9 protein-coding genes and 1 pseudogene are annotated in these 14,460 nt (G+C 69.6%); 2 read left to right on the plus strand and 8 right to left on the minus strand.

Annotation, left to right across the window (positions count from 1 at the left end):
- Positions 1-4: 4 nt before the first annotated feature.
- The 4 genes from AB0915_RS10170 to AB0915_RS10185 form a co-directional block, all read right to left on the minus strand.
- Positions 5-1,216, minus strand: coding sequence for a hypothetical protein (locus AB0915_RS10170; protein WP_366690632.1), 1,212 nt, complete (start codon positions 1,214-1,216; stop codon positions 5-7).
- A 773-nt stretch (positions 1,217-1,989) separates the two neighbouring features.
- Entirely contained in the window at positions 1,990-2,448 is a 459-nt protein-coding gene (locus AB0915_RS10175) for a hypothetical protein (protein WP_366690633.1), read from the minus strand.
- Positions 2,445-3,395, minus strand: coding sequence for a metallophosphoesterase (locus tag AB0915_RS10180; RefSeq protein WP_366690634.1), 951 nt, complete (start codon positions 3,393-3,395; stop codon positions 2,445-2,447). Before AB0915_RS10180 ends, AB0915_RS10175 begins: the two co-directional genes overlap by 4 nt.
- Positions 3,392-3,910: a cupredoxin family copper-binding protein gene (locus AB0915_RS10185; RefSeq protein ID WP_366690635.1), complete on the minus strand. Its 519-nt coding sequence runs from the start codon at positions 3,908-3,910 to the stop codon at positions 3,392-3,394. Before AB0915_RS10185 ends, AB0915_RS10180 begins: the two co-directional genes overlap by 4 nt.
- Before the next feature lie 306 nt (positions 3,911-4,216).
- On the opposite strand from AB0915_RS10185, the gene AB0915_RS10190 reads away from it, so the two are divergent.
- Positions 4,217-5,020: an IS3 family transposase gene (locus tag AB0915_RS10190; RefSeq protein ID WP_366690636.1), complete on the plus strand. Its 804-nt coding sequence runs from the start codon at positions 4,217-4,219 to the stop codon at positions 5,018-5,020.
- Positions 5,017-5,790 carry a hypothetical protein gene (locus AB0915_RS10195; protein WP_366690637.1) on the plus strand — a complete coding sequence of 258 codons (774 nt, stop codon included), beginning with the start codon at positions 5,017-5,019 and terminating at the stop codon, positions 5,788-5,790. Before AB0915_RS10190 ends, AB0915_RS10195 begins: the two co-directional genes overlap by 4 nt.
- A gap of 113 nt (positions 5,791-5,903) precedes the next feature.
- Here AB0915_RS10195 and AB0915_RS10200 read toward each other — a convergent pair.
- From AB0915_RS10200 to AB0915_RS10215, 4 genes and pseudogenes are all read right to left on the minus strand, one after another.
- Positions 5,904-6,443, minus strand: a pseudogene (locus AB0915_RS10200) (SAM-dependent methyltransferase); the annotation flags it as partial.
- Positions 6,433-6,678 carry a hypothetical protein gene (locus AB0915_RS10205; RefSeq protein WP_366690638.1) on the minus strand — a complete coding sequence of 82 codons (246 nt, stop codon included), beginning with the start codon at positions 6,676-6,678 and terminating at the stop codon, positions 6,433-6,435. The pseudogene AB0915_RS10200 and the gene AB0915_RS10205, both read right to left, overlap by 11 nt.
- A complete protein-coding gene (locus AB0915_RS10210) occupies positions 6,675-7,748 on the minus strand; it encodes an ABC transporter ATP-binding protein (protein WP_366690639.1) in 1,074 nt (357 codons plus the stop codon). The genes AB0915_RS10205 and AB0915_RS10210 overlap by 4 nt, the downstream gene beginning before the upstream one ends.
- The gene (locus AB0915_RS10215; RefSeq protein ID WP_366690640.1) at positions 7,666-14,277 is read right to left on the minus strand and encodes a beta-ketoacyl synthase N-terminal-like domain-containing protein; all 6,612 of its coding nucleotides are present in this window, start codon (positions 14,275-14,277) and stop codon (positions 7,666-7,668) included. Before AB0915_RS10215 ends, AB0915_RS10210 begins: the two co-directional genes overlap by 83 nt.
- Between the last annotated feature and the right edge of the window lie 183 nt (positions 14,278-14,460).

The following is a 14,460-nucleotide window of genomic DNA, read 5'->3' on the forward strand; positions in this document are numbered from 1 at the left end:
GCGATCACCTGCCCCATCCGGGTGTTGCGGTTCGACGGTGCGCCGCGAGGAGGTCGGAGCGAAGGAGTTCCCCCAGGCGGACGCGGACGGACCGCTGGATGTGCCGGGCGCACCGGCCGTACACCTCCGAGGACTGCCCCTCCGGATTGGGGATGTCACAGCGCGGATCCAGACACAGGGTGCGGCCCTCGGCCTCGGGTGCCATGGCGATCACCCCGTGGCGATGGGCCCGGGTCATGCAGTAGATGACGGAGCTGTCCCGGCAGAGCTCAGGGGTGACCGGGCGTGCTCGGTGAAGCCAGGGATTCCCCCGGCCCGGCACTCGGTCCAGTCCGAGCTCAGCGAGCGCGGACCTGGCTTCGGGAGCCATCGGGTCCCCAGGCCGCGTCGTCGCAACACCCGCGCTGGAGAACCGGAAGGCGTACGCGACTCCCGCCTCCGCGGCCTGGGCCCACGCGATGACCTCGGCCATGGGGGAACGGGAGGTGTTCCCGCCGCAGACGAACAGTACGCGGCACACCGCCCCGGTGGCGCGTACCCTCCACCAGGTGACGGCCGACGGGTAGCACAGCGCCGCCGCCGCGCCGACGCCGAAGACGAGCGCGAGGAGCTGAGCGTCCCCCGGAGCTTGCAGCCCGGCCACCCACGCCAGCGAGAAGGAGGCGGCCAGACCGGACATCAGGCTGGCGAACGCCCATGCCGGCACGCCCCAGGTGTACTCGCGCCGGTCGAGGTAGATCAGCGAAGCGAACACGAACAGCACTTCGTACGCCACGCCTATACCCGCCGCCGCCAACGCGACAGGGGTACCGAGGAATGTGGTGAAGCCCGCACGCAACTGTGCTTGCCCGGCCAGTGCCCCTGCCGCCAGCAGCAGAGCCAGCCAAACCGGTGCGGCGACATGCTCCTCCACGAAGAAGCGACGGTCTGTTGCGAGAACCCCCGACTTGGCCACCCGGCTCATGATTTCGAACCGGCCCATGTAGCCAACGAGATAGATCAGGACGCTCAGCACGGCAGCCAGGGTGAGGTGGTAGCTGTTCACATCACCGAGTGCCACTGAAACCGCGATCAGGCTGAGGCACAACCCCACCCAGGAAGATGCCGTCACCCGCCGTTTGCGCGCCTTGTCGACCAACGGAGAGACAATCAGAACTCCCCCACGCATCAACAACAGCATGAAGAGGATCGATACGCCGGAAAAGGTGTAGTTCATCGTGGTGGTGCCGATAATGAGCGAAGCGAAGAAGCCGGCTGCCAACGTTTCCCGACCCGCCACTGGAATTCGACGCCCCCCGATCCCACCCCGCCGCATGTGCCGCCACCAACCCGACAGGGCTACGAACACAGGCATCACCACGAGCTGTCCGAGGACGGCTGCGGGCAGCAACTCAAAGCCGCTGATCGGCTTCCCCGACAGCGGAGTCACTCCGCTGGCCAGTGCCTTCACCAGCATGGCGTACGGAACATACGATATGAAGTAACCGAAGGTGAGCCATCCCATGCGCAGGCCCCGTTTCCGATCGAGTGTTCGGGATATTCCTACTGGTGGAGTGGCGAAGTCCGGCAGGCGGCACTCAACTCTCGGGGGGTGCCCTGGGATCGACGTGTCCGCCTGTCACTCGAAAACAAAACCCTGATAAACGCTCTGGTTTTAGACCGACACGCACGGTCGAGTCGCGTATCCGTCCCGCTCGTGACCACCTACTGTGCTAGCGTCGCGAACCGAAAGGGCGCGTCTCAGGGTAACAAAATCACGTCACCCCACTGCGCATATTCCGCAGCCCGTGCAAGAAATTCGCGCCTTGTAGTCATTCAGGTGCGCTTTCTGAAGAATTTTACCGTTCGCGCGGACACGCGGCCAACGCATTTAGCGCACGCTTCCTGCCTATGCTCCCTCTTCGATAGCCGGCCTGCCACTTGTCGGCCGGCGGGCGGGTCACCGCGCCGAGTGGTGTCCACCGCGTGGGAGGCGCGTCGGTGTCTGGTTCATCTGTCCGGTGCCGTGGTGCGGAGGTTGGGCCGCGCTCGGCTGGTCTCGTCGTGGTGCGGCCGGGTGCGACGGTGTCGCCGGACCTCCGATGCCTGCCAGGCCGCGACAATCAGCAGGGTGAGCGTCTCGGCGATAAGGCTGAGCAGGGCCTGCGGAGCGGGCTGCAGGCCGCGTTCGGTGAACCCGAACAATCCGATGGTGCGGGATGCGGCGAATCCGGCGAGCGCGCCAATGGCGATTGCGGCGGCGGCGATTCGGAGTAGCAGGGGTGCCGCCAACAGGAGAAGTGCGGCAACTGCGAAGGCGGCGCTGGCCTGCAGCAGGAACAGCGGGCCGATGACGTGGATGAAGCGGTATCCGTCGATGTACAGCTGGGCGTGGATGTATCCGCTTGCCGCGAGCGTGGTGGCGAGCACCAAGCGCAAGGCGAGGGCGGGCAGGCTCCGGGTGGTCATGTGAGTTTCTCGTCCTTGACCGCCAGTGCGTGGCTGCCCTGCCGGTAGTTGACGGTGCGGATGCCAAGTGCGTCCTTGAGGCGTCCGGCGGGCAGCACCTGGGGAATGGGGCCGGGGCCGTGGCCGGGTTTGGGAAACGGGTAGCAGGTGGGGGCGGCCGAGTGGAAGGTGATGTTGCCCTCGGTCTTGGTGAACAACTGGTGGACGTGCCCGTTGAGGCACGTGACTGAGGAGAAACGGCGCAGCATCGACAGCACCTGCACCGCATCGTCGGTGCCCCAGCCCCACTTCGGATACATCGCGAACAACGGGATGTGGCTGAAGACGACGATTGGGGTGTCCGATGACAGGCCGGCGATGTCCTTGCGGAAGAAATCGATCTGATCGCTGCCCAGGTGGCCGAGATGCTCAAGGTGCAGAGTGTTGACCAGCGCGATGAAGTGCACACCGTGGGTGTCGAAGCTGTACCAGCCGTCGCCGAGGGTGTTTTTGGCGAAAGTTTGTCGGTATGCGCGTCCGTTGTCTCCGATCGAGTCGTGCTCGCCCGGCACGGTGAAGATCCGGTCCGTGCGCAGCTGCGACAGCATCTGCTTGACCTGGTCGAACTGGGCGGGGGTGGAAAGGTGTGTCAGATCGCCGCTGTGCATGACGAAGTCGGGGCGGAATCCGAGTGAGTTGACCTGGTTGATCGCTGCGGTGAGCGTTCCGGTGACATTCAGGTTGGCCGGACCATGGAAGCCGATGTGGCTGTCGGAAATCTGCACGAATCGCAGGTCTGCGCTGCCCGCCGGGGTGGGGTCCGTCGAACCGGAGATATGGCTGATCACCTCTCCCCCGGTGACTGTCAGGACCACGGCGCCACCGAACCAGGCGGAGTGCCGCATGAGCTGACGGCGGGACATGCCGTGCTTGCCGCCGCCGTTGGAGTCGTGTGGGGGTTCGGTCATGGGGTCACCTCCACGGTGGCCGTCATGAACGGGTGGATGGTGCAGTAGTAGGCGTAGGTGCCGGGTTTGGTGAAGGTGTAGCTGTAGGTGGCATTCGTGGCTAGGCCTGCCGACTTCAGCGGCCCGCCCGATCCTTGTTTACTGGTGACGGTGTGAGTGTCGGAGTCGGTGTTGGTCCAGGTCACCTTCGTGCCCGCCTTGACCGTCAGTTTGGCCGGGGAGAACGCAAAGTTCTTGATCGTCACCGCGTTGGCGGACGCCGGAGCGGACGATTGGCTGGCGGTAGGTGAGGTCGAGGGCGTGGTTGGTGGCGGGCTGACGGTACCGCCGGTTCCGGAGGTACCGGGCGTTCCAGGCAGGGTCTGGCCAGTGCCGGGACTCAGTGCACCCGATGGTTTGGGTTGTGATGATCCGCCGCACGCACTGAGCAGTCCGAGTGCTCCGGCAACAGCGACAGCGGCCAGGCACGTGCGTGACCGCCGGACCCGCACAGAGGAGTTCGCATTCATGGTCATCGTTCTTTCTAGGCGTTCCCCGCCGCACGGGCGGGTGTGATCCAAGAGCAAACCGGGATCTGCCTGTTTCAGGCAGATAGGCGACCGGGATATGCCCTCCCGGGGGAATTTGAAGGGGCGTAACCCGGTGGGTTACTTTAAGTGGGCGGACAGTAGATTCCATTCAGCGAAACGAATCCCACAGCGAAGTCTTCGTTGTTTCACTGCGGCGGCGGGTAACAGTACGCCTGGAGCCAGGTGAAGTTCCCCTAGGTCGGGACAGCTTGATACTGGGACGTATGGGTCCCGGAGGAAGCAGTCCAGGTAGTGAGTAAAAAGAGCAACGCGAGCAAGCGGTACACGACCGAGTTCAAGAAGGACGCCGTTGAGCTTGTCCGTTCCTCCGGGCGGACGGTGGCCGGGGTCGCCCGGGAGCTCGGGGTCAGCACCGAGGGCCTGCGGGGCTGGGTCAAGCAGGCGAAGAGCGACCGGGGGCGATGGGCCGGCGGGCTCCCTGACGGCGGCGGAGCGCGAGGAACTGGTCCGGCTGCGGCGCAAGGTCCGCGAGCAGGAGCAGACGATCGAGGTGCTCGGAAAAGCGACGGCCTTCTTCGCGCAGCACAGGACGAAGCAGCAGTACGCTATGCGTTCGTCGACGCGGAGAAGACGTCCCGGGGCAACCCCGGCGGTTACAGCGTGCCGCTGCTCTGTCGGGCGTTGAAGGTGACGCGCTCGGCCCGCTACGCCTACTTCGCGGCCCGCCCCGCCGCCGAGACCCGGCAGGCGGCCGAGGAGGAGCTTGTCGGGGAGATACGGCAGGTCCACACCGACTCGCGGGGCGCCTACGGGGCCCCGCGAGTGACCGCGGCCCTACGACGCACGGGCAGGCGGATCAACCGGAAGAAGGTCGAACGGATCATGCGTGAGCGCGACATCCGCGGGAACACCCGCCGCAAGCGCCGGAGCCTGACCAAGGCCGGCACCAAAGTCGCCCCGTCACCCGACCTGCTCGGGCGCGACTTCACCGCCGCCGAGCCCGGCACGAAGCTGGTCTCGGACATCACCTGTCTGCCCACCCTCGCCGCTGGTGGTATCTCGCGAAGGTCATCGATCTGGCGACACGTGAAGTGATCGGGTACGCGATGGTCGATCACCATCGCGCCGAGCTCGTTGTTGATGCGCTGAAGATGGCTGCCGGGCGGGGCGCTTTGAAGGAGGGCTGCAGCGCGCATTCGGATCGCGGCTCGGAATGCGCCGCGCGTGAATACAGCAGCCAGATAAGGGAGTTGAAGTCGAGGCAGAGTATGGGAAGAACGGGCTCACGTGACGATTACGCCGCGGCCGAAAGCTTTTTCGGTCTGTTCAAAGCAGAGATCGGGACCATCCGTCTCGGAGTTCCACGCGTCGGCCAGGGCCCATGTCATCCGCTTCATCGAGGTCGAGTTCAACCGCACTCGCCTGCGGAAGCATCCCGTGTACGGGTACGTCACCCCGGTCGAGACCAGGAATTTGACGACGCAAGACCTCGCCCCCGCAGCGTAACCATCCGCTGTCCAAGATCAGCGGGAACTTCAGTCAGTGGCCCATCCACCTTGCCGTCACCTCCGGCCCACGCCCAGCCGCTGTGGGATGCCGGCCCATGGCCGGTCGCGGGTCGAGCCCCTCCGCGGGACCACATGGGCCTCGGGGCGACACAGTGGCCACACGGAATCGGCCAGAGTGAATATGTCAGGTCGATGCGTAAGCGAATGGGGGAGGCTGCCGAAGGGGCTCACCGCGCCAGCCGCCGGGAACCCGAGTCCGAGGTCGTGATCAATCTCGCTGACAGCGATGCTACCGGGGCCGTCAGGAGTGACGGAATCCTCGGTCAGGGTCGCGGCCGTGAGCAGCGCCGGCCATGAGAGCGGCGTTCGTCGCAGGTTGGGGCGTCGGCCACGCGTGCGTGTGACAAGACCGCCGTCTCGCACGAGACGGCGGTCTGTCCAGTCGTACGCGGGCCCGATCCGTCAAGGTGTCATGGCTTGCGGGCGAGACCGCCGTGCTCGCCGATGGGTTCCGGGGTGGGGGAAGTGGGGTCCGGGCGCCAGAACGGGACCGACACGACCCCGGGGTCCAAAAGTTCCAGACCGTCGAAGAACGCCGCGATTTCGCCGACGGGGCGCAGGAAGTACGGTACGGCGCCGGTATCGTTGTACGCGTCCTGGGCCTGTTCGTAGTCGGCGTCGGTGCCCCGTGAACCGTCGTTGATGGAGAGGTAGCTGCCGGACGGCAGTCCGTCCATCAGGCGGGTGACGGTGTCGCGTGCATGGTCGTAGTCAGCGATGTGGCCCAGGATGTTGCTGAGAATCAGGGCGGTGGGGCGGGTGAGGTCCAGCGTCTCGGCGGCGGCCGCCAGGATGCGATCAGGGTCGGACAGGTTGGCGTCGACGTAGGCGGTCGCACCTTCGGGGGTCGAGGTGAGCAGGGCGCGGGCGTGCGCGAGGACCAGCGGGTCGTGGTCGACGTAGACGATCCTGGTCTCGGGGGCGAGCCGCTGGGCGACCTCATGGGTGTTGGACGCGCGGATATGGAGCAGGCCGGGCGGCAACCCGGTCGTGGTGCTGCTCGACCTTCCCCGCGACGGCGATCAGTGCCACGTGCATGGTGGAGGCGTGCAGGTCCACCACGGCGATGACCGGGATACCGATGGCGGTGATCCCGAAACCGGCGACGGTGACGGCCTGCCCGCCCCAGTACCTCCGAAAATCCGCATGCCGCCACAGGCTGCTGTCCGGCGCAGAGACGTTCACTGCGAGCCGCCCTTCCCTGGATCCGGCGTCGAGGCGTGCCCGGCCTGCGAAGGAACGGTCGGGGCGTCTGCCCCGTACTGGGCGGCCTGAGCGGTGAACATGCCCCGGTAGATGCCGTCAGGCCGGGTCATGAGCTGCTCGTGCGCGCCTTCTTCGGCCACCCGACCCTGGTCGAGGACGTAGATGCGGTCGGCGTTGGCCGTGGCCGCGAGGCGGTGGGTCACGAGAACAACTGCGTGGCCTTCTTCCGCGAGGGACCACAGGCCTTCGAACGCGGCGATTTCCGCGTGCGGGTCGAGCGCCGAGGTCGGCTCGTCGACCAGGAGAAATGGGGCGCCTCGGTACAGGCTTCGCGCCGTGCCGAGTTTCTGCCACTGTCCGCCCGAGAGCTGGACGCCGCGCTCGTAGCCCTTGTAGACGATGGAGTCCCAGCCGTGGCGCAGGCTCTCGATCAGCTTGAAGACGCCGGCGGACAGCGCTGCGGCCCTGACCTGGATCATGTCGCGGACGCGGTCGCCGGCGCCGATCGCCACATTCGCGGCCGCGGTCATCTCCCAGCGAGGGAAGTCCTGCGCGAGCAGCCCCACCATGGAGAAGATCTCCGCCCGGTTGGCGTCCCGGAGTTCGACCTGCCCGCTGCCGTCGGCGTCCTGCCACCACACGTTTCCGCCGGGGGGCAGCAGCAGTCCGGACAGCACCTTGGTCAGGGTGGTCTTGCCGGATCCGTTCGCGCCCACCAGCGCGGTCACCTCGCCGCGGCGCACCCTCAAGCTGACGTTCTGCAACGCAGGGGAGTCGGCCCCGGGGTAGGTGTAGGACACGTTGTCCACGTGGATCTGGTGGACGTGGGCCGGCAGCGGAGCGCCGGTGGTGGGGATGGCGTTCTCGGTTACCAGAGTGATGGCGTCCTCGGTGTCGGTGAGGAACAGCAGTTCCTCGTAGAGGCGGTTGACCTGTTGAACCAGCGAGGTCAGCCGGGCACTCGCGTCACGGAGCGGGTGAGGACCCAGGAGGCGCGTCGGACACCACACGCATGCCCAGCCCGCGCACTCGGTAGATGCACGTGTCATCGCCCCACAGCGACGCGTCCGCCCTCGCATAGGGCCCCCGCGCGTCCGTGCCGCTCTCCACGATGTCCATGTCCACCCGGATCAGCCGGTTGGCCGGGGTGATCTGGCCGCGGTACGTCCAGGTTGTCTCGCGGCCGGGCAGCACCGGCTCGAACCGGGGGCGTGGGATGCCGTCCGCCGCGCCGCGCTCGAGCAGGTGGTACTGGAGCAGCTGGCACATGGCCTCGACACCCAACGACCCCGGCTGCACCGGGTCCTGGAAGAAATGCGCCCGGAAGAACCACTCGTCCGGGACCACGATCTTCTCCGACCGTAGCCGCCCGAGCCCCATGCTGCCCCCGTCCGGCCAGCAGCCGGTGATCCGGTCGAGCATCAGCAGCATGGGGCCCGGCAGCCGCGGTTCCCCGGCACAGTAACGAGCGGGCCGGGCGGTCAGATCGACCACACGCTCGCAGGGCTCGTCGAGACGGGCCCGGTCCTGGGCCGACGCCGTGAGGCCCTGCTGGTGGTCGAAGGCCGACGGCGGGAAGTAGCCGAAGTCCGTGGAGAGTTCGAACAGCGGCACGCCGTCGGCCGTGCACCTCACCCGGAACGACTCGATGATCATGTCCCCGCTGTGGGAGATACGAGTCAGTTCAGCATGGGTGCGAACCGTCTCCGTCGCCGGAGTGACCTCACCGGTGACCGTTCCCGACCCGTCGAGGTTGCGGAACAGCAGATCCGTGTCGGTGGTCAACGCGCTGCCCACGTAAGAGGCCAGCCACCCGCAGGGTTGCAGCGCAATCTCCATCAGGACGGCGAACGGCATCGTACGGCCGCCGCTCTGCTCGAAGTACCAGGCCCGCGCGGGCACGTCGTACTCCGCGACGACACTGCTGCCCTCCTGCATACCGCCCTGCGGACCGTCCACCGAGACGATCCGGCTCATGAAGTGGTAGGGGGGACCGGGCAGCCGCGCGACCTTACGGGTGCCGTCGAAGGGCTCGTACGCGGTGCCGAACGCCTCACTCGGTCTGCCCCAGGCACACGCCAGCAACGAGGCGTAGCCGAAGGGGAATCCATCGGCCGTCGTCGCCACCGGCTTCTCCTCCCGGTGCCCGGCCAGCCCGCCGAGCAAGGGGAGCGGCACCGGTGTACCGCTGCCCTGCGCGATGGGCGGGCCCGAGCGCCGCCAGTGCGACAGCGGCCAGTCGGGCACGAGCCGCAGCGCCACGTCCTGGCCCAGGAATGCTTTCGTCCCGTCCACCGAGCCCAGCACATCGGCGTACAGCGTCGGCACCGGCCCGGCCGAGACACCGCGCACGAACACCTCGTAGACGACCCGCCTGCCGACCGGAGTCGCCTGGCCTCGGCACATCGCCTTGCAGGGGTGACCGTCGACGGGCTCGAAACGCCAGCCGTCCCGGTTCATGGTGAAGCCCATGGCCGCCAGGTAGAACGCCATCGCTTGGAGACCGCCCTGGAGCATCAGGGTGCCCGGCATACAGGGGTCGTTCTTGAAGTGCCCCGCGAAGAACCAGTCGTCCGGCGACAGCGGGGTCTCGGCCCGCAGATAGCCGCGGCCCCACGGCCCTCCGGCCGGGTCGAACGCGGTCACCTCGTGCACCAGCCGCAGCCTGCCGTCGTCGAGTCCCGGTGAGCGGACGTGGGCCGCCGTCGCCTCCCAGCCGGGGCCGAAGCAGTCCGCCGGCCGCCCCTCGACCAGGGCCCGCACCCGGTCCGCGTTGAAGCGGGTCCGTCCGCAGCGCACTGCGGGCGGGTCGAGCGGCAGGTCGTCGCCGGGCGGCCGCTCGGCGGGATCCCACCGCACACCTCCGCCACCCGCCAGTTCCTCGGGGGTGAAGAACCCGGCCTGGCCCTCGCGGATGCTGAGCCGGAGTTCTCCGTCCACGTAGCAGTCGTAGTGGAAGAAGGCCAGCCGGATGCCGTCGTGCTCCGCGTGGCCGTCGATGTGGATCTCGTAGCACAGGGTCTCGCCCGGCTGCGGCGGGCTGCCGTGGTACGTCACCTCGCAGCCGAGCAGCCGGTAGGCGCGCTCGCCCCGGCTGAGGAGGTCGACGCCCAGCCAGCTGAGCAGGAGCAGATCCGCCTGCCCCGCCTCGATCAGCAGCCCGGCCGGCATACGTCCGGTGGAGTCCAGGTACCAGCTGTCGGGCAGGACGTCGGTTTCTGTCCAGATCGTCCCGTCGGTGCGCACCGGGCCGGGCGCGGCGAGCGCCGTCGGCACGGCGTCGATGCCGGTGACCCGGTCCGCGAACAGCATCGGCGGCTCGGGCATCCGTGTCTGCACCGCGTACCCGTCCTGCTCGGCGAACCGCGGGCCGAACAGCGTGGAGATCTCCCGGGAGGCGAGGTGCTCCAGCTGGGCGCGGTCGAACTTCGGCCCCGGCCTCTGGGGCGGTGCGGTTGCCGCTTCCGGCGGGCAAGCGGGCAGGAACACCGAGCGGGTCGTGGGCCGTACGGGGACCGGCGGCGGCCCGGCGGTCGGACGCGGTGCCGGGAGGCCCGGTGGCCGTACGGGAACGGGCACGGTGCTCCGCAGCGCGGTGACGGCGAGAGCGGACATCTGCAGGAACCGCTGATGGGCCTCGGTGTGCCCGGCGATGATCTCTTGGTGCAGCGCGGCGACCTGCAGGCTCTGCCGGAGGACTGCGGCACGGGCGCCCGCCGCCCGCGGATCCCACCCGTCTGAGCCTGTCGGCCGGACGTCCGGCAGGGGGCGCAGCCCCACGGTACCGGGACAGGGCACGGCCACGCCGGTCGGTGCGTCGGACCGGCCGGCCTCCCGGTCCGGTACCGGCGCCAGCTCAGGGGCCCGGGGCAGGGTGACCAGGGCCGGTTCCAGCGGCGGCAGACACGGAGGCACGGGTACGGGCACGGTGACGGTGGGCCCGGGACGGGGGACCTCCGTGGCGGCTTCCGCGAGCCGGGCGAACAACTCGTCGGCGTGTACCGGCACGCCCGCGACGACGAGTTCGGCCACCGCCAGGCAGGGCTGCCGCAGCCGAGTATCGCCCGGGGCATCGAGTGCGACGGCCACATGGTCCCGGTCGCCGAGTACCCGCTTGATCCAGCCGGTGCACAGCTTGCGCGGCCCGTGCTCCACGAAGACCCGGACACCGTCGGCCCACGCCTGCTCGACCGTGGCCGCGAAGTCGATCGTGTTCAGTCCCTGCGCGGTGAGCGCCTCGGCGGCTCGCTCGGCCGTCGGCCGGTACGACTGCCCGGTGGCCCCGCTGTAGAACCGCACACCGGGCACGTCGACGGTCGGACGATGGTGGACCGCACGCCATACCTCTCGGATCTCCGCCAACTCCGGTGCGTGGGCGGCCATGTCGTAGTCGAGCTCGATCGCGCGGTCGGCGCCGATCCTGGCCACGACGGCCGCGCACGCGCGGGACTCGCCGCCGACGACGCAGACTCCGGGGGCGTTCACCGCCATCAGATGGACTGCGACCTCGGCGGCGAGCTCGGCACGGACCGCCTCCAAGGGCGCACTGACCAGATAGCTCGACCAGCGCCGGCCCTGGACGCCCAGACGCTCCCAGCGGCGCCGGACCGTCCGGAGTTCACCGGTGAGTTCGGTCGTGAACAGACCGCTGTCCCGGGTGGCGTCGTACAGCCCTGCGGCGTCCGGCCAGGCACCCAGCGCCACCAGGGCGGCCGACTCGCCCGAGGAGTACCCGAGAGCGGCGTCCGGCCGGAGCCCGAGCACCTCCCGGGTGAACACGGTGTGGCAGACGGCGAGTTCGGCGGCACCCCAGATCTGGTCGAGCACTCCGCGCTCCGCCTGGGACCGCAGTCGTGCACCGATCGCCCCGTGCCTGGCACGGACGGCCTCGCCGAGCGACGGCAGCGCGAGCATCAGCTCGTGGCCCATACCCGGGTACGCGGCCGAGCCGTTGGTGTACACGAACGCGGTCTGCCCCGTGACCGGCCTGTCCCGGTACAGCACATCGGCCGGACGGGTCCCGCCCTCGGCCAGCCAGCGGCGGGCGGCCTCCTTGCGGCCCGGCAACGCGTCGTCGTCGACCACGAGTGCCAGCCGGGCCGGTCCGGCGTCGGACTCCGCACCGGACTCCAGCGCGGCCAGCACCTCCCGGCGGTCGGCCCCCGAAAAGACGTGCAGGCGCGGAGCCGGGCCCCGCAGCCACGGCCGAGCGTCTCCCGCGCGCAGCCGGACACTCGCGGTGGGCCCTTCCAACGGTGTCACCACGGCCTTCGCGGTGTCCGCGACGGTCGCAGTGTCCGCAGGACCGCCCGGACGCGGCACCGCGCGGTGCTGGAGCGAGAGCGCCGCGACCGCGACGGAGATCAGCCCGTACGCGGCGTGGGCGCGCCCGAAGGCCGACGCCGGGTCGAACACCGCGTCCGGGCCGTCCCCGATGACCATGTCGGGTGCGCCGGCGGTGTCCTCGTCGAGCAGGGCGACGACGGTGTCGCCGTCCCTGCGCGCGGTGTCCAAGGACTTGAGGACCAGGACGACGGCGGCGTCCCCCGGTTCGTCCTCGCGGCCGAGATCCCGCTGGGCGGTCTGATGCACCGCCTCGCAGGACAGGTCGGTGGCACCGACGAGCGCGGCGTCGACCTCCCCCGAACGGAGGGCCCGGGCCGCGAGTTCCAGTGCCACCAGCCCGGACGCCTCCTCCGCCGAGACCGCGAAACCTGGGCCCGCCAGGTCGAGTTGGGTGCTGATCCGGTTCGCCACAAGGTTCGGCATGGTGCCCACCACCCCCTCCGCGGTCACGGGCGGCACGAACGCGTCCCGGGCGAGGTCCGCCGACGGTGCCGTGGCGAAGGGTCCGGCCTGCTCCAGCCAATAGGGAACCCTCCAGCGGGCGCCCGCCCGGGCCACCTCGGGGTCCACCCCCATGCCGATGACCACCATGGTCCGCTCCCGGGGCAGGGACACCGACCGGACGGCCTCCCGGGCGGCCTCCAGCACCAGGAGCTGATGGCGCACCGTTCGCTTCAGGGCCAGTGGCGGGAAGCACAGGTCCCTCAACTCCACAGCGATTTCGGGGGCGGGGCCACGCCGCTCACCGCCCAGCACCGCCCGCCGGAAGTCCTCCGTACAGGTCCCGTCGCCGACTCGGGCGCCGAGGGCGACGATCGCCACCGGCGTACGGCCGCCCGGCGATTCCTGTACCCGGATCGGGGCGGGCACGGCGGCGGGGCGGATCGGTTGCGGTACACCGGACACCGGGTCGCCGTCCGGAAGGTCCACCACCAGATGGGCGTTGGTCCCGCCGAACCCGAACGCGCTCACCGCCGCCCGGCGCGGCCCCGACCACGGTTCCGGCGCGGTCAACACCCGCAACGGCGTGCCCGCCAGCGCCTCCAGCGGCCGTTCCGCGCCGAGCGTCGCCGGACGGATCCCCGCACGCAGCGCGCCGAGCACCTTCAGCAGCCCGGCCACGCCCGCCGAGGCCAGCAGGTGCCCGACGTTCGACTTCACCGAACCGATGGGCACGTCGTCACCGGTCCCGAAGACCCGGGCCATGCCGCGCGCCTCCACTGCGTCCCCGACCGGCGTCCCCGTCGCATGGCACTCGACGAGTGACACGGTCTCGGGCGCGACGCCCGCCACGTCGTACGCCAGGCGCATGGCCCGGACCTGGCCCTCCTCCGACGGGCTGATCAGCCCGGTGCCGCGCCCGTCGTTGGACAACCCGACACCGCGGATCACACCGAGCACGGGCAGATGGGCGGTGCGGGCCTCGGACAGCCGCATCAGGGCGACGAACCCGGCGCCCTCGCCGTGCACCAGCCCGTCCGCGTCCCGGTGGAAGGGCCGGCTGCGCCCCGTGCGGCTCGTCGCGGACAGCCCGCAGAAGCCCACGTGCAGATAGAGGGGGTCCGCCCGGGAGACCGCACCGGCCACCATCAGGTCCGCCGTGCCGTCGTGCAGCCGGTCGCACGCCAGCTTGATGGCATACAGCGACGACGCGCAGGCGGCGTCGAGGGACCACGCGCCCGCGCCCAATCCGAGGGCTCGGGCCGCGAGCCGGGCGGGCAGCCCGGACGAGAAGCGATTCCGGGCGTCGGGCCGCTCCCGGCGCTCTCCCGTCAACAAGGCGTCACGGAGCGGGGGCCGCTGGGCGGACAGCCAGACGTGCTCGGCGAAAGCCGCCCCTGTGGGCGTGGGATAGGACAGGTTTCCCAGCACCAGCCCCGCGCGCGGCAGGGGGCCTTCGCGGCCCGCCTCCGTGAGCGCCTGCCGGACGCCGTACATGACCCAGTGGAAGAGCGGGTCCAGCGACAGGATCCGCTCCGGGGCGATGCGGAAACCGCTCGGGTCGAAGACGGACTCGAACCCCCGTACGTGCCCGCCGACATCGGTCCAGGTGCGGTCGAGGTGGTCGTCCACCGAGCCCATGGCCCAGTGGCGCGGCAGCCGCCACCGGCCCTCCGGGATGGCCGACAGGCTGGTGCGGCCCGCGGCGATGTTGTCCCAGAACGTGTCCGGATCGAGCGCGTCGGGCAGCACACAGCCCCGGCCGACGACGGCGATCGGTTCGAATGTCATGCAGGTCTCACTTCACGGCAGGGCGGGGCTGGTTCGGAGGGGCCGGGGCTCAGAGCCTGTCGGGCGACCTCTGATCGGGTGGCCACGGCGTGGCACGCACGCTTCCGGCGTTGCCGAAATGCCCTGGTAGCTTTGCTACGAGGCCATCCCGGCGCCTTGGAATCGCACGCACCACGCCGCGTC

The sequence above is a fragment of the Streptomyces sp. NPDC048411 genome (assembly GCF_040704695.1).
Lineage (GTDB): Bacteria > Actinomycetota > Actinomycetes > Streptomycetales > Streptomycetaceae > Streptomyces.

Excerpts from the sequence above, each read along its gene's own strand:
- AB0915_RS10170 (WP_366690632.1), bottom strand. The coding sequence starts at position 1,216 with ATGAACTACACCTTTTCCGGCGTATCGATCCTCTTCATGCTGTTGTTG.
- AB0915_RS10175 (WP_366690633.1), bottom strand. The coding sequence starts at position 2,448 with ATGACCACCCGGAGCCTGCCCGCCCTCGCCTTGCGCTTGGTGCTCGCC.
- AB0915_RS10180 (WP_366690634.1), bottom strand. The coding sequence starts at position 3,395 with ATGACCGAACCCCCACACGACTCCAACGGCGGCGGCAAGCACGGCATG.
- AB0915_RS10185 (WP_366690635.1), bottom strand. The coding sequence starts at position 3,910 with ATGACCATGAATGCGAACTCCTCTGTGCGGGTCCGGCGGTCACGCACG.
- AB0915_RS10210 (WP_366690639.1), bottom strand. The coding sequence starts at position 7,748 with ATGACACGTGCATCTACCGAGTGCGCGGGCTGGGCATGCGTGTGGTGT.
- AB0915_RS10215 (WP_366690640.1), bottom strand. The coding sequence starts at position 14,277 with ATGACATTCGAACCGATCGCCGTCGTCGGCCGGGGCTGTGTGCTGCCC.